Source organism: Clostridium sp. CM041 (genome assembly GCF_055081035.1).
This window is the reverse complement of sequence record NZ_CM143648.1, coordinates 3,450,991-3,472,967: the sequence shown is the minus strand read 5'-3', so window position 1 is coordinate 3,472,967 and position 21,977 is coordinate 3,450,991. Positions and strand designations below refer to the sequence as shown.

Here is a 21,977-nt window from a genome sequence, read left to right as displayed (position 1 = left end):
TTAAAATGCATATTACGTGCGTTTTCCACGTAATTTTAAAAGACATGCCATCACCTCTTTTGAAAGTATTGACATGTCTTTAAATTGTTGAACTATTTTTATTATTTATTACTTTAATTATTTGCATAATATATAGTTGGTGTACTGGCACTAGGTAACACAACCGTACTTATGTTATCAAGTACAACTTCATATGTTACACTATAATTTTGTCCGTTAGCATTATTTGTTACTTTATACTTTAGCATCCCCTTATCCGTAGCAGTCAAAAAAGATAAATCTGTTAGCATATCACCTATGGTTATTTCACTGACTAAAGTTTCATCACTATTTTTCCTTACTTGCTTTACTAAGTGATTACCTGTGTATGCTAATACATAATAATTAACATTCACATTTTGTTCTTTAACAATTGTTTTGTCACTATTTATTATTTTAGCACTTCTAATATCTTTTTTAATATAATCTCCAACTAGTCTAACAACTTGTTGATTATTCATTTGTATATTAGTTTTTTTGAAATATCTATTTCCAAAATCTCCAATAGAAAAAATTAAAGCTATAGCCATTATCATTATTGGAATTGTTACAACCAATTCCAATAGTGTAAATCCCTTTTTATGAAAGCCCTTATTTTGATTCATTTAATATTACTCTCCTCTAATCGCTTCATCCAACGGAACAAAGGTAGATAGCGTTGTTTGGTTGTCACCACTTTTATCAAAAGTAAACACCGTACCTTTAATGCTTCCAGGTGTTAGTATTGTTATGCCCTCAGAATTTTTCAACGTCATTGGAATCATCTTGCTTGTTTGAACTACACCTGTAGTCGAATTACCTTTTATTGCATTCCCAATTATATTTTCAGCAGAAGAAACATTTATAGTCCTATTACCATTAACATGAATATTTTTTAAGCTACCTGTAATAACTGGTAAAAATGCAACTAATACTATTGAAATTATTGCAAGCGAAGCGATTTCTTCTACTAATGTAAACCCGCTTTGTTTTGAAACAGTTTTCATAAACTCACTTCCTAAAAATAATTATTTTTTTTATTTCCAATAGGAGATTTCGTATCTATCCGAATTAACAGATAAAGGTGGCAGATTGCTAGGTAACTTTATTACAAATCCGCTATTAGTGACGGTAACTGTATTTCCAATAACGGCGCCTGTAATCTTTCCACTATTTAAAGTAATATCTGCATTAGGTGCATATAAAATTTGTGAACCTAAAAAGCTTCCACCATCAAAAAGAATGGATGTTCCTATGGAGGTTAAATTTCCTATAATTGCACCTGATCCAGTTAATATAATCTCCCCTGTGCCCCATGTTACAGAACCGTAAATATGAGTTTCAGCAGCCATAGTAAATGGAGTAGTATTATTACAATAAAATTGTAATTTGTTTTTATCTCCATTTGATTTTCCATCGCTGTTAACATATCCTTTTAGGTTAGTACAATAGTCCACATATAGATTAACTTTATTACCTCCAGTAATTACAATTTTACCTTGTTTCATGTTTAAATTTTTTATTCTTATATTTCTATCCCCTGTACTTGTATTAATAGTTAGAGTAGTGTCATCTAATATTTCAATTTTTTCATAACATCCATCAGTGCTAATATTTACGCTACTAGCACCATTAATCGTAATATTACCCATATTTGCAAGACCATTTGGGAAGCTTGGCATAACTGGCGTTGGGTAATTTCCAACAACAGTGTTAGGTGAATTCTCTACGGGTACAAGTTTAATCCAATTTCCTTGCTTTTTTACTACTGCACCTTCTAATTCACCATTGTTCCCAGTATTAGGAATTATAATTTTATGACCGCTAGTAATTACATCCTTATAATACTTAATTGAATTAGCAGCTATAGAGTTGGTCCCAATATCTCCATCCACACTACCGCCATTAAGAATAATACTACTATTAGCAAAAATAGCTGTTGTAATGATTGTAGGTGATATAGTATTTTTAAGAACAACTGTAACTGTATCTGTAATATATTTTGGACTTCCACCGGAATCTTTACCATTATTAACTTTACCTGTTGATTTAATTAGTAATTTTCCATCTATTATAGTTGGTATTGTTATGTTGAAATTACCATTACCAAAAATAGTATTATCAGAATGGAGTGGCAGTTGAGATACCAATGTACTCACATCCTTACTGTTCATAGATTCTATATATTTAGCCGCAGCTTCCGCCCCCGCTCTTGCTATATAATATGCTTGTGTCTTTTTTTCTTGATTTCTTGCATTGTTAGCTTCCCAAACTACGCTAGTTCCTAAAGCCGAACACAAGATAAGTAAAACACCAACTATAGCAATTACCAGTAATAAAGAAGATCCATTATGCTTTTGTAACTTTATATCTCTGCTCCTAGACACTATTATCAAACCCCTTAATTAAACAAATTGCTTTTCCCAACATTATCATCCTTAAAATCATAGCTTGGTTTGTTTTTAATAGTACCTTCAGTAGAATAGTAGTTCAAAACAATAGTTGCTTGTGGCCCCTTGCTTTCTCCCTGCGCTGAAGACATACTTATATCAACTATCTCAGCCAATCTACTATCCCCTTCTATGCCACTAATGAAACTTAAAACAGATGAATAATCACCGCTAATTATAACAGTTACTGGTACAAACATTAATTTCTGATTAGTACTGTCAATAGAACTATCTACTTCATTGGTATTGGTATTGGCAGTGATGTTTGCAGAATTATTCACACTACTTTTGGAAGAATAATTTACACTTTGCCCAAAGGCAACAGAAATTAGTTTAATTTTATTCTTAGTGGCAAAAGAATTTATGCTATAAGATATCTCAGGATTTCTTTCATTTTCAGGAAGCACCTTTACTGATTCATTATATATATTTTTAATATCTTCTAGCTTTTCAGTATTACTTATATTCGAACCATTAAATTTTTCAATCGAATCACATTCTATCTTTTTATCACTTATGCTTTGATTTACAATCTTTATTTTTTGGCTTATTGGCTTTAGAAAAAGATTGTAATATGGATACAAGATTACTAAAATGGTTCCTACTATAACTAGAAGTTTCTCTCTCTTACTAAAATTGCTCAATAAAATCACCTCAAAATTCCAAATATTTCTATTCACTTATCTCTATAGTAAATATATACCCTTTTGTCTTAATATCAGGGTTATTTATGTTACCAATTTTAGCTATTGGATACTCAACTGACATTTGAAGGTTTGCAGCAAAAGTACTAATTGAAGCATAATTTGTTGAAGCTCCACCTATCATTATTGTTCCCTTTGAATAATTAATATCTGTAAGTGATACATCAACCGGAATATATTTTTCAAGATTTTTAATTTTGTTTGTGACACTTACCTTTTGCTTTATTAATAACTCTACTTCATTATTATATAAGTTATAGTTTTTGATATCTGACAAAATCTTTTTGTTTTCTTGAACAACTTCGTAATTGTCAGCAATTTCAGTTTTAAAATCCGATTCATCTGAAATAAGCTTCTTCAAATAAAGCTTCGGGACATATACAATTGTAAAGAGTATTGCAAGAACTATAATTCCCATGGAAATATAGTTCTTGACTTTTAATTTCCTCTCTCTTTTAACCTTTAGTTCGTAGGGTATTAAATTTAATTCAGACATGAGTTACTCCTTTCTAAGTAAAAGACCTAGGGTGCCAATAAAATGTTTTATATTGCAATCAGTAGGAATTATTGTCTTCACTCCAATACTCTTAGCATCATCTAAAATATATACAGAGCAGTTAAAATAATTACTAACGTATTCACTTAAACCATTAATTACACAACCTCCGCCAATTAAATATATACTATCCAAATTACCCTTAGTTTTACCTATTGTAAAGAAAGTAACTATTTTTTCTAAAGCTAATAAAACATTATTAAAAAGTGCTTTTATTCTGCCTTCAAGTTCATTATCATCTTTATTTTCTATAAAATTAATATTTTTTTCTAAATATTCAAATGCACTAATGTGCTCAATGTTTTCTTTTTTAATAATTTCCGTGAGTATATTATTTACACCAAATGGAATTTCTCTTTCAATAAAAAGTTTTCCTTTATCTAATATTATTATATTGGTATTGTTACTACCAATATCTATAACTCCAATATTCTCTAATGAAGTACTCTTTTTTGAAGCGTCTTTAAACACTCTTCGTGCACAGTTAGAAGAAATATCTATTGCTACAATCTCTAAATTTAACATTTGAGAAATTTTAACTAATTGGTTGATTTTTTCTTTAGGTACAGCCGAAACTAAAAGTCTTAATGCTTTTTTTTCTGAGGTATCTATTTTCTCTATAATTTCATAATCGATAGTGTATTCGCTTATATCTCTTGGGAGATACTGATTCATTTCCCATTCAAGTGAAGTTTTTATTCCTCTATCATCCATTATTGGCATTTCTGTATGTCTTGATATAACCTCTTGTCCATGGATAGTAAAGGCAATCTCCTTTGTTCTAATGTTGTTCTTCTTTAAAAACACTCCAAGTGAATCCTTGATTTCTTCAAGATTCACTATTTTATCATCTTTAATGCTACCCTCTGAGGTTTTTATAGTTTCAAATAACTTAACTTGTTTTTTATTACCTATCATTATTTTCATACTGGTAGAACCTAAGTCTAAAGCAATTCTATCCTTTTCAAACACTTAATTCACCTCATGTTTAGTAATGTGCACTCTCGGAAACTCTTAAGGCACTGCTAACTCTTGATTCATTTTGCTCAAAAATCAACTTCACCTCAAAAATTCGTGGTGCCTCATATTGTACGAATAACCTAGAAAATTTAAGCTATTCGTATTATTTTTTATTTTTTTTACTTAAACATTGTGAAATAAGACTTGACAGCTAGTAAAAATTCGCAAAATTAAATATGTATATTTTTTACATTATTTCATTTGCGAGGAGTGTTTTTATGTTAACTGTTAAGGTTTCTCATTCCCAATATCAATATTTTCTTGAAACATTTTTAGAAAAATTCTATATTCAAACCAATCAACAAATCACTTTGTTTGAGCGTAGTTCACAAATAACTAAAATATGGTCTACCGACCTAACCGGAATTGTCCCTCTAATAGAAAGTACTTATTCTAAATCTAATCAAGGAGCTCCGCCAAAAGATGCGGCAGCATTACTCAGGTCACTTATTATCATGGCTTATTGTAAAGAAACTAGTATATCCTCTTGGGTAAAAACATTACGTTCAGACCCTTTCTATTCAATTTTATCTGGTTTTATACCCGCTTGCTATTCAGACTCTAAAGCCGAAGGCATACATGTTGACCGACTTCCTGGTGTAGGTACTTTTTATGATTTTATGGATAGGCTGATTCATAAGGATAAGATCCTTAATAAATCCAAACTGCGTAAAATTAAACGTAAACCACGTAAAAAGCAAAAGAAAAACCAAAAGATGAATAACTCCAAATCTGGTGTAGTTGACCGTTTAGTTAAAAGAATCTTAAAATTTGATAATTTAAAGCTCCTTGACAGAAGCGAATCCAAAATGAACAACATACTTAAAGAATTATTTGTTATTCCTTCTTTATCAATGGGTATTTTGGGCGATCCTTCTAAACTAAATATTGCTGGCGACGGAACCTGTATGCCAACACAGGCTTCGCCTTACGGTAAAAAAGTTTGTGATTGCAAACTTAAACCAGGAGAACATTGTGACTGTTATCGAAAGTTTACCGACCCCAGTGCTAGCTGGGGTTGGGATAGCTTTAATGAACATTATTACTATGGTCATACCTATCATGGATTTACTGCCTGTGATAGCTTTTACAGCCTACCTATCCATATTAAATTTGTTAGCGCGGCACGCCATGATGCTGTTACTGGAGTTTATGCACTTAAAGAACTTGTAGATTTATATCCTGAAATTAAATTTCATTCTGTAGCCTTAGATTCTGCTTATGATGCTAATGCTTTTTATCTTTTATGCATGCATTATGGAATAAATCCTATTATTGATTTAAATTCACGTTCTTCAAAACCATCATCAAATAGTGAATTTGTTAAACTTGATAAGAATGCTATTCCACACGGAACTGTTTGTGGACATCAGCTTCGTAATTGGGGAATTATTACTAAACAATATAGACATAAATGGTTATTCCCAGTTCAATGTGAAAACTGTGAAAAATGTCCTATGAAAAGCAATAAATCTTATTACACTAAAACATTAGATAACCCAAGGTATTTTACTCCAATATTAAGAGGTTCAAAACAATGGAAATCTCTTTATAAAAGACGTTCAACTACTGAAAGGTGTTGGGATAGAATAAATAATAATTTTCATGCTGAAGATGCAATTATTTATTCTGTTGGGTATAGAATAACAAGGGTATTTCTTGGTGCATTTTGCTGTTTCATAGATGCTTGGGCATCAGAAAAATTAATAGCCCTTGCTGATATTTTCCCAACTCTTAAAAATATAGCTGCGTAATTTAAAATAAATTTCAATTCAATAACCAGCCTACGGCTTTTTTTAATAGTGTATAAAAAAGTCTTTTTGTCATGCCCGTAATTAATTCAAATATAACTTTTCATTCAAATAAGCACTTTTAATACTTAAATATGGAAATTGTTAATTATTGTTTTCCGACTATACTAAGTAATAAAATTTCATTCAATAATAAGCTTAACCAAATCATTGAATAACCTTGATTAAGCTAAAAACCTTAAATTATTAGTTAGATGTAACCATTCCATTACTATCAAGAATTATATGATCTTTGCCAGCAGCTGCAATCACCTTTAATTGTGCTAATGTTGTGACCTCAGCAAATTCACTAGGTTTTACCTCTATAACTTTTCCAGTTCCAGTTCCTATAATTGCATCTAATCCAAGTTTAAAAGTACCTGTATCTGCAATTTGTGCAGTTTCATGATCAGCATTGTAGGCTGCTGCTGCATTCACTATAATTTTAGCATCCGATATAGCCTTAGCTTTCTTAGCACTGTCAGAATAGCCTGTAATTTTTGGCACCAAAATAGCACCTAGTATAGCAAGTATTGCTATAACTGCAATAAGCTCGATAAGTGTAAATCCTTTTTTCTTCTTTTTAATAATCGTTTCAATCATTTTATAATTCCTCCCTTTTCATATAATATTTATATTCATCAAAGTATTAGCTTTGATAATTATCAAATTTAGACCCTTTAGACCCCTACTGCATCATACATGCCAAAGATAGGTAGTATTATTGATACCACTATAAATCCGACTACCATTGCTAATCCTATTATTATAAGGGGTTCTATTAAAGCAGTCATTTGTGCTGTAGCGTTCGCTACCTCATCATCATAAAAGTCAGCCGTTTTCTTTAAGACCTCATCCATATTACCAGATTCTTCACCTATTTTAATCATTTGAGTAAGCATAAGTGGAAATATTTTTCTAGTTGACAAAGCATCACCAAGACCTATCCCTTTTTTAACTTCTTCTTTAATAGAAAAAAGTATATCACTAATTGTCCTACTATTAAGGACCTTCGCGCAAGTTTCTAAACTTTCAATAATTGGTACTCCACTAGATAAAAGTATTCCAAATGTTCTAGCAAATCTAGCTGTTACAATCTTTAAATATAGCTTCCCAAATATAGGCATTTTCATAGTATATCTATCATTTCTCAATTTTCTCTTACCCTTATTGCCCAAAATTTTAAATAATAGAAAAGTAAATAACATAATTAAAGTTACAGCTATTATATTTTCTCTAAAAAAATTACTGATGCCCATAACAATTTTAGTAGGAAGCGGAATTTTTCCTCCTGCGTCTATAATCATATTTGTAAATGTAGGCACCACAAAGATTACAATCCCAGTTACAACAATAAATGAAAAAATAACAATAACCTTTGGATATGTTATGGCCTGCTTTATTTTTTGTTGTAGTTTATGCTCATTCTCATAATACTTAGCTAATGTTCCCAAAATTGTGTCCAAATCCCCGCTAGTTTCTCCAACCTCAACCATATTTACTAGCATATCTGGAATATCTTTGTGTTCTCTAAGGGATATTGAAAAAGTTTTACCCTTTTGTATCTCTTCGCTCACAACATATAAAACTTTTTTAAGCTTTGGATTTTCTGTCTGTTCTTTAACTATATCTACAGCCTTAACTATACTGATTCCCGCAGAAACTATAACTGAAAACTGTCTGCAAAATATTGATATATCCTTTGTACTAACCATTTTAAGAGAGCTTAAATCTACATTTAAGGATTTCTTATATTCTTTTATTCTAACAGGATAATAGCTTTTTTCTCTAAGCATCATAGTTACAGCTCTTTCATTTGAGGCCTCCATTTTACCTTTTAATGAAACACCTTGAACGTTTTTTGCCTCATATACGAAAATTGGCACTCGTACACCCCCTTTATAGTTAGCACAACTGCTAACTATCCTTTGAAAAAGCTATTTTTATCAATTCGTCTATTGTAGTTTCACCACTATAAACCAACTCCTCACAGGATTTTTTAAGGGTTTTCATTCCATTTCTAATGCTTATATCTTTAATTTGATCTATGCTTTTGTTAAGTAGGATGCTTTCCCTTATTTCTCTAGTGATTTCCATAATCTCATAGACACCTGTTCTGCCCGAAAACCCACTGTTATTACAGTAGGTACAACCCTCGCCCTTATAAAGCTTTAACGTCTCTTCCTCTTCTAATCCTAATATTGTTTTTTCATAACTATTAGCTTCAAAAGAAGTTTTACAGTGCTTACATATCCTTCGCACAAGTCTTTGTGAAATAACTCCACTTACCGAAGTTGCCACTAGGTATGGTTCTATTCCCATGTCCGAAAGTCTTACTACTGCTGAGGCTGCATCATTGGTATGAATAGTGCTTAAAACTAAATGTCCTGTAATAGCGGACCTAATCGCTATTTCTGCTGTTTCACTATCTCTGATTTCACCTATCATTATTATATCTGGGTCTTGTCTTAAAATAGATCTAAGGCCTGACGCAAAGGTTAGTCCCGCCTTAATATTCACATTAACTTGATTTATATCATCTATTAAGTACTCTACTGGATCTTCTACAGTTATAATATTAATATTTTCCTTGTTCAAATCACTTAAAATACTATATAACGTGGTAGACTTACCACTTCCCGTAGGCCCTGTTACTAAAATAATACCGTAAGGGCTTTTAATTATACCCTCTACCTTTTCTAAGTCATCTTTACTTAATCCTAGTTGCTGCTTAGATTTAAGAAAGTTTTCTCTGTCAAGCACTCTAATAACCACTTTCTCTCCATAAACCGTAGGAAGAATAGATACACGAAGATCGTAATCTTTTTTCTCTATATTCATTAGTATTCTTCCATCTTGAGGAAGTCTTTTCTCTGCTATATTCATGTTACCAAGTATCTTTATTCTAGTTACCAATGCAGCTAAGGTTTCCTTGGGAGACTTCAATACTTCATGAAGCTCACCATCGATTCTATATCTAACCCTAACATACTCATCAAAGGGTTCTATGTGAATGTCACTAGCCCTGCTTTTTACTGCATTTTTAACTAGAGAATCTACAAGCCTTACCGCAGGAGCATTCTTAATGTTTTCAAGACTATCAGATTCCTCCACGCTAAGTCCCTTTATATCACTTTGAGTTTGAGATTTTACTAGTTCATTTGCTGCCTTTTGAACATATTGCGACGAGTAATATCTATCTATAGACTTTTTAATGGCTGTTTGAGTCGTAATTAAAGGTTCTACCTCATAACCTGATGATATGCCCACATCATCGATTGCAAACACATTTAATGGGTCTGCCATAGCAACTTTGATTTTATTGTCTTCTATATCTATAGGAATCAAATTGTATCTAAGAGCTAGACTTTCAGATATACATTTAACTGCTTCCATATTTACAACAGTTCTTTCTAAATCTACTCTCATAATTCCTAGTTGTATTTCAAGTACATCTATTATTACATCTTCCGTTAAAATATTGTCCTCTATAAGTTGTTCTCCAAGTCTTTTCCCAGATATTCTTTGTTTTTTCAAAACTGATCTCAACTGTTCTTCAGTTATTTTCTTGGTTTGAACAAGTATATCTCCTAATTTATGTTTATTTTGAAGACTCATATTTCCCCACTCCTAATCATGTTTTCACTGTTATTAAATTTCTCATTAATAGCTTCATAACACATTATATAATATTTAGTACGCTAAATTTAAATACCCCTTTGACAGTATATGTACTCAAATCAAAAATATTTACGGATTTTTTATTTTTTTAAATCCAATCACAATACCCGCCATCAGTGCATTCCTTATTTTGCAAATTATATGCATAGTTTTTTATGAATATTTAACATAATTATAAAGAAAACGTTAATTTTGCGGGGTAAATAAATATCCCTATATCTCCTTTTCATAAATATACTTTATTAATTAATATGTTCATCATTTAGAAATGGGTTTAAAAAAAATCTTACAATAATATTAATTATTATTGTAAGATTTTTATTTCCGCTATTATTCGATAATAAGCTTTATAAATGCATGCTTATTATAGTCAAACAATCCTCGAGTAGTAATTTTAACTTCAGGTATTACTGGAAGCGCCATAAAAGATAAGCTTACAAAAGGGTCATATTCCTCTCGTACTCCAAAGCCCCTGGCAATTCTACTAAGCCTATTTAGGTGCTCTGACACCATATATGGTGACTCAAAGGTCATTAGCCCCGCAATTGGCAAGCTTAGCTGAGCAATAACTTTCCCTTCAGACACCATAGCTATACCTCCACCAATCGAAACAAGAGTATTAACTGCCACCTCCATGTCCTCATCATTATCTCCAACGACTATAAGGTTGTGAGAATCATGGACTATAGTTTGTGCTATGGCGCAATGCTTTAATCCTAATCCTTCTATAAACCCAACAAAATGCTTACCTGTATTATGATGTCTTTCAATTACTGCTATTTTTAATACATCTCTTTCTGCCACTCTCTTTATATAACCAAGTTCACTTTCTGTTTTCCTCTGCACTAATTTAGTTCGCAAGGAATTCGGAATTAATTTTATCACATTTACAGCTTTAGCATTACTTTCGACTTTGAAAATTTCACTATCTATAAAATCCATATGCATGGACGATTTTATTTTTAAGTCTACATGTTTTGTGCCCGGTAATTCTTTATACTCTTTACCATTTTTTATAACTTTTATTATATTTACGTTCTTTAAGTCTTCAAATAGCACTAAGTCTGCTTTATATCCTGGTGCTATAGCTCCTCTATCCAACAACCCATAACATTTAGCTGCATTAAATGAGGCCATTATAAACGCATTTATAGGATTAATCCCCTGTTTTATAGAAATTCTAATACAGTTATCTATGGAGCCACTCTCTAGTAAATCGTCTATATGTCTATCATCGCTGCAAAATAAAAATCTTCCGAAGTTATTCTTGGTAACCGCGGGAAGTATGTCCTTTAAATTTCTTGCAGCTGATCCTTCTCGCAGCATTACGTACATTCCCCTACTAACTTTGAGCAAGGCTTCTTTGGCATTTTCGCTTTCATGATCTGTTCTTACACCACAGCTTAAGTATGCATTTAACTCCCTAGTCGATATATTAGGACAGTGACCATCTATATGTTTGTGCTTTGCTATATCTATTTTTTTTAATATATTTTCATCCTTATTTGTAACTGCGGTCACATCCATTACTTCACCGAGACCTAAAACTAGCTTATTATTGATTAATTTCTCAAAATTATTAGCATTAAGAACGCATCCACTATCCTCAAAGTTCGTTGCCGGAACACAGGACGGTAGCATGAAAAAAATATCTATAGGTGCTTTTTTACTATTATTTATCATAAAGTTAATACCGTTCATTCCTTCTACATTAGCTATTTCATGTGGATCTGCTATTATCGTAGTTACACCTTTTTTAATTACCACCTCCGCAAACTGCTTGGGCATAATCATGGAGGATTCTATGTGTACATGCGAATCAATGAATCCCGGCGAAACATATAAATCTGAGCAATCAATTTCAGCGATTCCATCGTATTCACCAATTCCTATAATAGTATCGCCTAGTATAGCAATATCCCCTCTATCTATATTTTCAGTAAACACATTAATAAAATTCGCATTCTTTAGCACTAAATCTGCTTTAACCCTTCCCATCGCTGCATCAATGTTTTTCCGAGTCTGCTCCATATGCTTCCCTCCTCTAATAATTTTAAAACACCCTTCTATTAAATTATTATGGAAATGCTTACAGTATTCCTCATTACTAAGTTAATCTAAAATTTTTTAGCAAATAAAAAAAACACAGCTATTGCTGTGCTATGCTTTCCTTAGTTTTTAACTGTATTTTATTGTACCAATCAACGTATATATAAAATAAACTAACAACATCTTGTTGATTATATAATAATATTCTTTCTTTTTTCTCTTTAGGCATTCTATTTATATAGTCAGCGTCTTTTACTATTTTACCAAAGGTTTTAGCTAAATTAGATCCACTAATTACCTCGCTTTCGCGATCAATCTCAAATATCTTTTCTAGAGCTTTAAGCCCAATACATGTTCCTTCAGCTTTTTCATAACATTTCTGCAAATCTACTTCGCCAAAATACCCCTCTAGTATAAAATCTATTTTATGAGCTTTTAACAAATAGTTTATAACTGTAAAATCATTATTACCTGAAAATGTAACGATGCATTTTTTATTATTCTTCATCTTCATTTCTTCAAAATAATTTTTAGCTAAAGACAATATTTCTATAGCATCTTTTTTATTTTCCGCCATATATTGGGTAACCTTTAACTCGTTTGAAATTTCATCATAATAGCAGCACCCAAAAACTCCTATACATATGGGCTTTTTATAAATGTAATGTTCTAAATCAAAAAACAATGCATCTTTAAAGAGTTGCTTATTTCCGTCTATAGTAAGGGCCCCTTCCACTGAAATTTCCCCTACATTAATACTACTAAGTTTTGTAATCACAATATCACTCTTTTCTACTAAGTTTACTAACTTTTTACTAAGTTTTCTAAAAAGCAAAACCGTAAATTTGCACAAGTCTAATTTAAACCTCCGCTCTATTTATATGTTATCACATTTCCACTATTTTATAAAATCATTTTTAAAATTTAATGATTTTTCTTGTTACTTTATATTGACACTAATAGATAAACATGTTAGAATTACAATTGAGAATTGTTTTCATTAAGGAGTGATTATTATAAGTATTTACGATTTAAAGCCAGGAGATAAAGCGCTCATTGACTCCGTTTGCGGGGATGATAAGTTTGCTAAAAGATTACTCGCATTAGGCTTCATAGAAGGTACTGAAGTTAAATTAGTAGCTACTGCACCTCTAGGGGATCCTATAATTATAAATTTACGCGGTTTCAATTTAGCCATTAGAAAAAACGACGCTAAAAATATATCTATAAAAATTGCATAATTATTATAGCGAGATATAATAAGGAGGATTTGAATGATTACTGCTGCCTTACTAGGTAATCCTAATGTTGGCAAAACAACTCTATTTAATGCGCTTACAGGTTCTAACCAATACGTAGGTAATTGGGCTGGAGTGACCGTAGAAAAAAAAGAAGGCTTTATAGCTAATAAAATTAAAATTGTTGACTTGCCTGGTATTTATGCCATGGACACTTATTCAAACGAAGAAAAAGTGTCCAAGGAATTTTTGCAAAGCAGTAACGTAGATGTAATTGTAAATATTGTTGATGCATCGAGCCTTGATAGAAATTTATACCTTACAACTCAATTAAAACAATTTAACAAACCGATAATTTTAGTATTAAACATGATAGACGTAGCAATATCTAAGGGAATAGACATTAATTTAAAACTTTTAGAACGAAAACTAGGGGTAAAAATAATACCTATAGTAGCTTCAAAAGGTAAAGGTATTTCTGATGTTCGCGATTGCCTCCTCAAAAAGGATTATATTACCACTTCTACAAACAGTTTAAAATTTAAAGATGAAAAAGAAACCTATGATTACATTGAATGTTTATTAAAATCAATTACTAATAAAAACACTGATAATAAAGCTTCTATTACAGAAAAAATAGATAAAATTGTGCTTAATAGAATACTTGCTTATCCGCTATTTTTCGGAAGTTTATTTTTAATTTTTATGTTTACATTTACCTGGGTTGGACAACCTTTAGCTGATCTTCTAGATAGTTTGCTTAATGATTTTTTCGTTCCATTTTTACGTATTGTACTTGCGAGTAACAGCGCTTGGTTTTCTTCTCTACTAATTGATGGTATCGTAGGCGGAGTTGGTTCCGTAATAGTATTTTTACCGGTTATATTGACATTATTCTTAGGTATTTCATTTTTAGAAGACAGTGGATACATGGCAAGAGCTGCTTTTATAATGGATAAGTTAATGAGAAAAATGGGCTTATCAGGTAAAGCTTTTATTCCTTTAATTGTTGGTTTCGGTTGCTCTGTTCCAGCTATAATGTCTGCTAGAACTCTAGAGAGTGATAAAGACAGAAGATTAACAGCACTTTTAGTTCCTCTTATGTCCTGCAATGCCAGGCTTCCAGTTTATGCATTGTTTGCATCAATATTTTTTCCTGGAAGAGAAACCTTCATGGTATTTTCATTATACTTACTAGGTATTGGTTTAGCCTTTGGAATTGGACTACTATTTAAAAATACTTTATTCAAAAAGGATGAAGAACCTTTTATTATAGAATTACCTGTATATAAATTACCAGAACCAAAAAGCTTATTAATACATACTTGGCAAAAAGGTAAAGGCTTCTTAAAGAAAGCCGGCACTATAATTTTCTCAATTTCCGTAATAATATGGTTTTTATCAAATTTCAATACTACAGGTATGGTTGATATAAACATTAGCTTTTTAGCTTCAATAGGAAAATTTATAAATCCAGTATTTATACCCCTTGGATTTGCTTCATGGCAAAATTCGGTAGCACTTTTAACTGGTCTTATGGCTAAGGAAGTAGTTGTAGGTACAATGGGTGTTATATATGGAGGTAATTTAAAACATATTTTAGCTAATTATTTTACGCCACTATCGGCTTATAGCTTCTTAGTTTTCGTATTATTATATACTCCCTGTGTATCAGTAATCGCAACTATGAAAAAGGAATATGGAAATAAAATGGCAATTTTTTCTTTAACATACCAATTGCTATTAGCCTGGATAGTTTCTTTTATAATATTTAATCTAGGTAGTTTTATAATTGGATAATAAAAAATTTATAGCATAAAATATATAGTATAAAATATAAAGAGGTGATGCTAGCGTGGAATTTATTATTGTTGGTGTGATTATAGTTGTAGCTGGATATATCTTATATACTAATATAAAAAAGCAAGCAAGTGGTGATTGTGGTTGTGGAAATGGCTGTAAAGGCTGTAGCCATAGTTGTGAAATAAAGCCCCCCAATAAAATTCAATAAAAAAAGCAGTGGTATAGTACATTTTTGTACTATACCACTGTTTTTTTAATCTTACCTCTGCACTATTTTGCTAATATAGATAACCTGTTACTCACCATTTTTAGTGGTTCATTAGTGGTTCTATTACTTTTCAAAAAAGCTATTTGTTTTTTAGCTAATTTTTCTTTTCTCTTAAGATCCAAATCATTTTCAATAATATCAACTACATTGAAAATTTTAGGCAAATTAACAACATCTTCATAATTATGAAGCATGAGAATTTCCTTAGACTTTTCATCATGTTTTACTAGGTATTCATTGTATAGTTCAACCCACATAGCCCCATTTATTTCATCTTTTCTGTTAATACCAGTGAACTGCTCTACACTTTTTAAACTGCAATTTTTAATTCCCATTTTTTTATGAAAAGGTCTTATAATCCTAAATAAATCTATATGTTCCCTTGGCATTCTAAACCCAAGATTATATCTGTACATCTTTCTAATTATGAAGGGCTCATCAAAGGCTGTTCCATTATAAGAGCACCATCTTTTAAAATTACCCATCGCTTTTTTAAGTTCTTTCAAAAGACTCTCCTCGTCGCTTGGCACCTCCGCAAAATATTGAACGATTTCAAATTCATCTTTGTTTAAGTAATACCCTAAAGATATCAATACTATTTTATCATATTCCATATCGAAACCTGTAGCTTCAATATCTAAATACGCAATAGTGTCCATCTTATATTTGGTGAAAATTTCGTTAGGCAAAATAACCTTAATTTTATATTTTTTGATAAACATAGTTCCCCCTAATCTATAAAAAAAGAAAAGTATCTATTACAACAAATGTGTTTTTTATTTGCTAAATAATTCTAAACAAGTTTTACATTTTTCTATAATCTAATAATACATTAAAAACAGCGTTATTGCAAATAATTGCAATAACGCAAATTCAAAGGAATACCGAGTATATGCTACATTCTGTCTACAACTTCTATCCCTATAAGGTTTAACGCGTTCTTGATTACTTGGCAAGTAGATTCTACCATTTTAATTTTTGCTTTTTTATTCGATTCATCTTCTAAATTTGATATATTGTGCTGATTATAAAATTTATTAAATGCCTTTGCTACCTCAATAACATATCTTGTAACCATAGATGGTTCTAATTTATCAATAGCAGCCATAATTGCACTTTGGAAACCTTCTAACTGCTTAACAAGTTCAAATTCTTCTTTAGAACTTAATTTATTATAATCAGGTTCTACATTAGTTCTAACTTCATTAGTTTCAGGTTTATTGCTATTTTCTCCAACTTTTCTTAATATGCTTTTTGCTCTTGCATAAGTATATTGCACATAAGGACCTGTTTCTCCATCAAAGCTAAGCATTTCTTCCCAATTGAAGACAATATCTCTTTCTCTATGATTTTTTAAATAAGTGAATACAATAGCACCTATTCCTACTTTTTTAGCTACATCTTCTTTGTTTTCAAGCTCTGGATTTTTTTCATTTATTACTTCAAGAGTTTTAACCACTGCTTGATCTAATAATTCATCTAAGAAAATAACATCGCCTTTTCTTGTAGATAATTTTTTATCTGCAAATCTTACTGTTCCAAAAGGTACATGCACACAATCATCTGCCCACTCATTGCCCATAAGCTTTAAAGTAGTAAATACTTGTTTAAAATGAAGAGCTTGATCTTTTCCAACTACATAAATATTTTTATGAAAATCGTAAGTCTTCTTTCTGTAAGTTGCTGCAGCTAAATCACGAGTAGCATAAATTGTAGCACCGTCTGATTTTTTAATTATGCAAGGTGGTATATTGTACTCATCGAGCATTACAACTTTAGCTCCATTACTGTCTACAAGTAGGCCCTTTGAATCTATGTCTTTTATTATGTCATCCATTTTATCGCAGTAAAAACTTTCCCCAGCATAAGAATCAAATTCAACATTTAAAGTTTTGTAAAGTTTCTTAAACTCTACTAGGCTTAAGTCTCTAAATTTAGTCCATAGCTTAACTTCATCAACGCAACCGTCTTCTAATTTCCTAAAATACATTTTTGCTTCATCATTAAGTGTTGGGTCAATATCAGACTCTTCATGGAATTTTACATAAATTCTTAATAATTCATTAATAGGCTCTTTTTCTAATGCATCTTCGTCTACCCAGTTTTTATAGGCGTAAATAAGCTTACCAAATTGCGTTCCCCAATCCCCGAGATGATTAATTCCAGTACAATTATATCCTTCAAAAGAAAGTATCTTATATAAAGAGTTACCTATAACTGTAGTGAATAAATGTCCTACGTGAAATGGCTTTGCTATATTAGGTGATGAATACTCTACTATCATATTCTTACCTTCACCTATTTTAGATGAACCATAGCTTTCTCCCTCTTCTAATATTTTTTCTATAGTATTTTTAATAAATACTCCTTTGTCTAGGAAGAAATTTAAGTAAGGACCAAAGCACTCTATTTTTTCAAAACCCTCATTTTCAATTTTTCCTTTTAGGTCATTAGATATCATATTAGGCGCTTTTTTCATAGTTTTTGCTAATTGAAAACACGGAAAAGCAAACTCTCCCATTTCAGGTCTTGGGGGTATTTCAATTAACTTCTCTATTGTTTCTATATCTAGCTCCACCAATTGTTTAATTCTTTCTGCAACTATTTTTTTATAATCCATAAAAATTCCCTCCTGTATTGCTCTGCGGTAGATAACAATTGTTATCCCTCCTGCACTGCATTTCACTTGATACACTTATTAATTGTAATCCTAATCTCAAAATCCATATATATTGTAATATAACAAAAACCCATCTCTAAATAAAGAGACGGGTTATACTTCCGCTGTACCACTCTAGTTGACTATAAAGTCCACTCAATGTGTTAACGCTACTCGCGGCTTACCCTATAAGAGTCAAAAATACTTTTAACTAGTTCAGGCAGCTTCTCCAAGGTTCTCTTCCTAAAATTAATTTAATACTAATTTTGTTAAATAGTTGCCCACTTAACTTCCTATACCTTACAAGGCTTACACTCTACCCTTGCTCGCTTTAAGATTAATAAGAAAGTACTGTCCTTTTCATGGAATTTAATGATTATATAATTATATAATTACTCAATAATAGCTCAAATTATATCACTACAGTACATATTTGTCAATTTTTTTACAATTTGTTTTGCATATTAATAAATTTTAATATGCTCAGAGAATTTTTTTAAATCAGTAATTGGCTCTTTGCAAGTAAAATTCTCACAAATATAAGCAGTAGTTTTTCCCTGCAAAGGTTTATGTGCCCTTAACTCATTATTAATAGAATTTAACCTTTCATCGCCAGTGTTTATTACTACTGTAGCAAATGGGAGGTAATTACTATTAATCTCTTTAATCATAGCTTTAGTAACACTACCCTGCCCCTCTCCTGCGATAATAATATCCTTTCCTGGTACCTCGCTATATAATAGTGCCGTCATAAAATAAGCATGAGCACTTTCTATAGTTTTAACCTTTGAAGCAAAAGCCTCAAATTGCCCGTATGCCTCATTTTCTAATTCACTATTACCACTTAATCTAGCAAGCCTTAACATATTTAAAGTAGCCACTGAATTACCTGATGGCATAGCACCATCATATATATCTTTTGGCCTAACAATTAGTTCTTCTCCGTCAACTCCATATAAAAACAATCCACCTTGCTCTTCATCTTTAAACAACTTAAGCATATTTTCATTAAACTCTATTGCTTTAGCTAAGTATTTTACATTAAAAGTAGCTTCATATAACTCAATTAAAGCATGCACAAGGAAGGCGTAATCTTCTAAATAGCCTAAATGGGCTATTTCGCCTTCTCTGTATCTAGCCATTAATCTTCCTTTTTCATTAATCATGTTACTTAAAATAAAATCCATAGCCTTTTCTGCCTGGGTAATATAAACGCTATTATCAAAAACCCTTCCACCATAAGCGAGCGCCGCAATCATAAGTCCATTCCAGGAAGTTAATATCTTGTCATCCTTATAAGGATGAATTCTTTTTTCCCTATATTCAAATAACTTTTGTCTCATTTCTTCTAATTTGCATTCTATTTTTTCATCCATCTTAGAGCTACTCTTTTTGCCAATAAGATTTGGAATATTCCCACCTTCAAAATTACCTTCAACCGTTATATTGTAGCGTTTACAATAGGTTTCATAAAGCTCCTCACCTAGAACTGAACCTATTTCCTTTAATGTTAATAAATAATATGTGCCTTCTTCGCCCTCACTATCTGCATCCTCTGCTGAGTAAAAGCCACCCTCTGGAGAGGTCATATCCCTTAAGATATAAATAAATATTTTTTCAGCTACTTGTTTGTAGAATACTTTGCCTGTAGCTTCAAAAGCCTCAATATATACTGTAGCTAAAAGTGCATTATCATATAACATTTTTTCGAAGTGAGGTATGAGCCATTTCCCATCTGTGGAATACCTTGAGAATCCAAACCCTATATGGTCGAAAATCCCGCCCTCATACATAGCTTCCAAAGTTTTTTCTACCATCTCTAATGCTTTAGGCTCATTATAATTTCTCCAGTATTTCAATAAAAATTGCAAGTTATGAGGCGCTGGAAATTTTGGAGACCTTCCAAATCCACCATAATCTCTATCAAATACACTCTTGAAGCTATTATATGCATTATGTATTTCATCCTCGCCTATTTCTTCTCCTAGTTCTACTAGATTAACCTTTTTATTAATGTTTTTTATATGTTCTACTATTTTTTCACTAGATGCTACAACATCCTCTCTTTCTTCATTCCACTGCTGTGCGATAGAATTCAGTACATCCTTTATGCCTGGCATTCTATGTCTACTTTCCCTTGGAAAATACGTACCAGCATAAAATGGTTTTTTATCTGGTGTCATAAAAATAGTTAAGGGCCATCCACCACTTCCAGTTAAAGTTTGGCATACGGTCATATAAATACTGTCTATATCTGGGCGTTCCTCTCTATCCACCTTTATTGATACAAAATATTTATCTATAATAGCTGCTACTTCTTCATTTTCAAAAGATTCTTTCTCCATGACATGACACCAATGGCAAGTTGAATAACCGATTGAAAGGAAGATTGGTTTATCTTCTGCTTTTGCTTTGGTAAAGGCGTCTTCACCCCAGGGATTCCAACTTACTGGGTTATATGCATGTTGCAGAAGGTATGGAGACTTTTCATTAATTAATCTGTTAGGTTTTCTGTTTTGTTTAATAGTGCCTAGTTTAGTCATAGCTACAACAACTCCTATCAAATATGTATTAACGATATTATGCCCAATGTAGCTACTTTAAGTCCATAAAAATAAAGAATAACATTTTATCCAAGTTGTTTAATTTTGTGTTGTATACTTATATCAATACAAAACACTTGTGTCGTCCGTAAAGGAAGGAAGTTTTATCTTATTTCATAATTTCTAATGCAAAAGCCTGATTAACATCATTTTATCAGTCAGATATAACCAGCCTTCCATAAAAATAACCTAGTATCATTCTTTAATCCAAGATACTAAGTTATTTTTTTATATTCAATTTTCTTTATCAGTGCTTCCAAGGAAGCGACGGAAGTGGTTCTCCTGTTTCTAATAGAGTTTTTATTCCACAAAGAATAAAAGTCCATCCAGCAGCAGCTTGCTGGAATTTTGCATCTTCAGCATTTATATCTTGCAAAATCGTTAATTTTGTTAAGGGTCCCATCTCTTGTATTTCGAAAACCACTGTTGTAACCTTTTCTTCAGTATTTTCTTGAAACTTTTTCCAAGTATAGGAAAGTCTTTTGTTTGGCTTATATTCAATAACTTCGCCTCTCACTTCCTCTTTTCCTTCGGGTGTAATAACCGATACAGAGGAACCAACATTCCATTTAGAAATTACACTGCGTCCGAACCAATATTTTTTTGTATATTCAGGTTTAATAAGAGCTTCCCATACTTTCTCCGCACTGGTCGATATAACTATTTGATACATAAATCCTTCCATAATATCCTCCTTAGTTTATTTTTCAAGATTTCCTTTCAATTCCATCAAGTCTTCAATTCTTATTTCATCAAACTTATTTATCCACCTCAAAGAAATTAGCCTTAATGGAACAGTATTAATATAATGAATCTTCTCTCTCCCCCTCCATATGGGTACTATAATATCGGCATTTTCTAAAATTAAAAGATGTTTTGATACTGCCTGTCTTGACATTTCAAGCCGGGAACATAGTTCAGAAAGAGATTGACCATTCTTTTCATAAAGCAGATCTAATAAGTAACGACGTGACTTATCAGCAAGAGCACTAAATATTTTATCCATAGTTTTATATTAGCAACCATTTAGTTGCATGTCAAGTTTTTTTCAAATTACTACTAATGTCATCCATTGTGCCTCAAATTTTCTTTTATTCATGTAATAATACTCATACAACAACTCCTATCAAATATGTAT

General features: G+C 31.5%; 20 protein-coding genes. 4 read left to right on the top strand and 16 right to left on the bottom strand.

The window, feature by feature from the left end:
- Window positions 1–113: 113 nt before the first annotated feature.
- The 6 genes from ACWJJT_RS16375 to pilM are packed head-to-tail and all read right to left on the bottom strand — an operon-like array spanning window position 114 to window position 4,700.
- A complete protein-coding gene (locus tag ACWJJT_RS16375; RefSeq protein WP_165411987.1) occupies window positions 114–644 on the bottom strand; it encodes a PulJ/GspJ family protein in 531 nt (176 codons plus the stop codon).
- A 6-nt stretch (window positions 645–650) separates the two neighbouring features.
- On the bottom strand, window positions 651–1,025 hold the full coding sequence (locus tag ACWJJT_RS16370; RefSeq protein WP_462955449.1) for a type II secretion system protein: 375 nt from the start codon (window positions 1,023–1,025) through the stop codon (window positions 651–653).
- Window positions 1,026–1,055: 30 nt separating this feature from the next.
- On the bottom strand, window positions 1,056–2,405 hold the full coding sequence (locus tag ACWJJT_RS16365) for a hypothetical protein (protein ID WP_462955448.1): 1,350 nt from the start codon (window positions 2,403–2,405) through the stop codon (window positions 1,056–1,058).
- A 14-nt stretch (window positions 2,406–2,419) separates the two neighbouring features.
- Window positions 2,420–3,112 carry a hypothetical protein gene (locus ACWJJT_RS16360; protein ID WP_462955447.1) on the bottom strand — a complete coding sequence of 231 codons (693 nt, stop codon included), beginning with the start codon at window positions 3,110–3,112 and terminating at the stop codon, window positions 2,420–2,422.
- A 28-nt stretch (window positions 3,113–3,140) separates the two neighbouring features.
- Window positions 3,141–3,668 carry a PilN domain-containing protein gene (locus tag ACWJJT_RS16355; RefSeq protein WP_165411991.1) on the bottom strand — a complete coding sequence of 176 codons (528 nt, stop codon included), beginning with the start codon at window positions 3,666–3,668 and terminating at the stop codon, window positions 3,141–3,143.
- Window positions 3,669–3,671: 3 nt separating this feature from the next.
- Window positions 3,672–4,700 carry a type IV pilus assembly protein PilM gene (gene pilM, locus ACWJJT_RS16350; protein WP_462955446.1) on the bottom strand — a complete coding sequence of 343 codons (1,029 nt, stop codon included), beginning with the start codon at window positions 4,698–4,700 and terminating at the stop codon, window positions 3,672–3,674.
- Window positions 4,701–4,966: 266 nt separating this feature from the next.
- Here pilM and ACWJJT_RS16345 point away from each other — a divergent pair, with 266 nt between their 5' ends.
- Window positions 4,967–6,502, top strand: a complete 1,536-nt coding sequence (locus tag ACWJJT_RS16345; protein ID WP_462954445.1) for a transposase — start codon at window positions 4,967–4,969, stop codon at window positions 6,500–6,502.
- Window positions 6,503–6,745: 243 nt separating this feature from the next.
- Here the strand turns inward: ACWJJT_RS16345 and ACWJJT_RS16340 are convergent, their stop codons facing one another.
- From ACWJJT_RS16340 to ACWJJT_RS16320, 5 genes are all read right to left on the bottom strand, one after another.
- On the bottom strand, window positions 6,746–7,141 hold the full coding sequence (locus ACWJJT_RS16340; protein ID WP_165411993.1) for a type II secretion system protein: 396 nt from the start codon (window positions 7,139–7,141) through the stop codon (window positions 6,746–6,748).
- 77 nt (window positions 7,142–7,218) lie between these two features.
- Complete coding sequence (locus ACWJJT_RS16335) at window positions 7,219–8,424, bottom strand: type II secretion system F family protein (RefSeq protein ID WP_462955445.1); 1,206 nt, start codon at window positions 8,422–8,424, stop codon at window positions 7,219–7,221.
- Window positions 8,425–8,455: 31 nt separating this feature from the next.
- On the bottom strand, window positions 8,456–10,156 hold the full coding sequence (locus ACWJJT_RS16330; RefSeq protein ID WP_462955444.1) for a GspE/PulE family protein: 1,701 nt from the start codon (window positions 10,154–10,156) through the stop codon (window positions 8,456–8,458).
- A 393-nt stretch (window positions 10,157–10,549) separates the two neighbouring features.
- On the bottom strand, window positions 10,550–12,250 hold the full coding sequence (ade, locus tag ACWJJT_RS16325) for an adenine deaminase (protein WP_462955443.1): 1,701 nt from the start codon (window positions 12,248–12,250) through the stop codon (window positions 10,550–10,552).
- Window positions 12,251–12,368: 118 nt separating this feature from the next.
- Window positions 12,369–13,046 carry a ribonuclease H-like domain-containing protein gene (locus ACWJJT_RS16320; RefSeq protein ID WP_462956804.1) on the bottom strand — a complete coding sequence of 226 codons (678 nt, stop codon included), beginning with the start codon at window positions 13,044–13,046 and terminating at the stop codon, window positions 12,369–12,371.
- Between the two features lie 238 nt (window positions 13,047–13,284).
- Here ACWJJT_RS16320 and ACWJJT_RS16315 point away from each other — a divergent pair, with 238 nt between their 5' ends.
- From ACWJJT_RS16315 to ACWJJT_RS16305, 3 genes are read left to right on the top strand one after another with little or no spacing between them, the layout of a single operon-like run.
- Window positions 13,285–13,509: a FeoA family protein gene (locus ACWJJT_RS16315; protein ID WP_165414912.1), complete on the top strand. Its 225-nt coding sequence runs from the start codon at window positions 13,285–13,287 to the stop codon at window positions 13,507–13,509.
- Between the two features lie 33 nt (window positions 13,510–13,542).
- On the top strand, window positions 13,543–15,306 hold the full coding sequence (gene feoB / locus ACWJJT_RS16310; protein WP_462955442.1) for a ferrous iron transport protein B: 1,764 nt from the start codon (window positions 13,543–13,545) through the stop codon (window positions 15,304–15,306).
- Window positions 15,307–15,361: 55 nt separating this feature from the next.
- On the top strand, window positions 15,362–15,517 hold the full coding sequence (locus ACWJJT_RS16305) for a FeoB-associated Cys-rich membrane protein (protein ID WP_462955441.1): 156 nt from the start codon (window positions 15,362–15,364) through the stop codon (window positions 15,515–15,517).
- Window positions 15,518–15,579: 62 nt separating this feature from the next.
- Here ACWJJT_RS16305 and ACWJJT_RS16300 read toward each other — a convergent pair whose 3' ends face one another.
- The 5 genes from ACWJJT_RS16300 to ACWJJT_RS16280 form a co-directional block, all read right to left on the bottom strand.
- Window positions 15,580–16,299, bottom strand: coding sequence for a ribonuclease H-like domain-containing protein (locus ACWJJT_RS16300; RefSeq protein ID WP_462955440.1), 720 nt, complete (start codon window positions 16,297–16,299; stop codon window positions 15,580–15,582).
- Window positions 16,300–16,472: 173 nt separating this feature from the next.
- Window positions 16,473–18,197: an arginine--tRNA ligase gene (gene argS, locus ACWJJT_RS16295; protein ID WP_462955439.1), complete on the bottom strand. Its 1,725-nt coding sequence runs from the start codon at window positions 18,195–18,197 to the stop codon at window positions 16,473–16,475.
- Window positions 18,198–18,700: 503 nt separating this feature from the next.
- Window positions 18,701–20,779, bottom strand: a complete 2,079-nt coding sequence (locus ACWJJT_RS16290) for a thioredoxin domain-containing protein (protein ID WP_462955438.1) — start codon at window positions 20,777–20,779, stop codon at window positions 18,701–18,703.
- Between the two features lie 307 nt (window positions 20,780–21,086).
- Window positions 21,087–21,524 (bottom strand): SRPBCC domain-containing protein, encoded by a 438-nt coding sequence (locus ACWJJT_RS16285; protein WP_462955437.1) that lies wholly within the window; start codon window positions 21,522–21,524, stop codon window positions 21,087–21,089.
- Between the two features lie 15 nt (window positions 21,525–21,539).
- Complete coding sequence (locus ACWJJT_RS16280) at window positions 21,540–21,845, bottom strand: ArsR/SmtB family transcription factor (protein ID WP_216301684.1); 306 nt, start codon at window positions 21,843–21,845, stop codon at window positions 21,540–21,542.
- Window positions 21,846–21,977: the final 132 nt, after the last annotated feature.

Coding starts and splice junctions, on each gene's coding strand:
- ACWJJT_RS16280 (WP_216301684.1), bottom strand. CDS start 21,845: ATGGATAAAATATTTAGTGCTCTTGCTGATAAGTCACGTCGTTACTTA.
- ACWJJT_RS16375 (WP_165411987.1), bottom strand. CDS start 644: ATGAATCAAAATAAGGGCTTTCATAAAAAGGGATTTACACTATTGGAA.
- feoB (WP_462955442.1), top strand. CDS start 13,543: ATGATTACTGCTGCCTTACTAGGTAATCCTAATGTTGGCAAAACAACT.
- ade (WP_462955443.1), bottom strand. CDS start 12,250: ATGGAGCAGACTCGGAAAAACATTGATGCAGCGATGGGAAGGGTTAAA.
- argS (WP_462955439.1), bottom strand. CDS start 18,197: ATGGATTATAAAAAAATAGTTGCAGAAAGAATTAAACAATTGGTGGAG.
- ACWJJT_RS16285 (WP_462955437.1), bottom strand. CDS start 21,524: ATGGAAGGATTTATGTATCAAATAGTTATATCGACCAGTGCGGAGAAA.
- ACWJJT_RS16345 (WP_462954445.1), top strand. CDS start 4,967: ATGTTAACTGTTAAGGTTTCTCATTCCCAATATCAATATTTTCTTGAA.
- ACWJJT_RS16340 (WP_165411993.1), bottom strand. CDS start 7,141: ATGATTGAAACGATTATTAAAAAGAAGAAAAAAGGATTTACACTTATC.
- ACWJJT_RS16290 (WP_462955438.1), bottom strand. CDS start 20,779: ATGACTAAACTAGGCACTATTAAACAAAACAGAAAACCTAACAGATTA.
- ACWJJT_RS16330 (WP_462955444.1), bottom strand. CDS start 10,156: ATGAGTCTTCAAAATAAACATAAATTAGGAGATATACTTGTTCAAACC.
- ACWJJT_RS16355 (WP_165411991.1), bottom strand. CDS start 3,668: ATGTCTGAATTAAATTTAATACCCTACGAACTAAAGGTTAAAAGAGAG.
- ACWJJT_RS16300 (WP_462955440.1), bottom strand. CDS start 16,299: ATGTTTATCAAAAAATATAAAATTAAGGTTATTTTGCCTAACGAAATT.
- ACWJJT_RS16370 (WP_462955449.1), bottom strand. CDS start 1,025: ATGAAAACTGTTTCAAAACAAAGCGGGTTTACATTAGTAGAAGAAATC.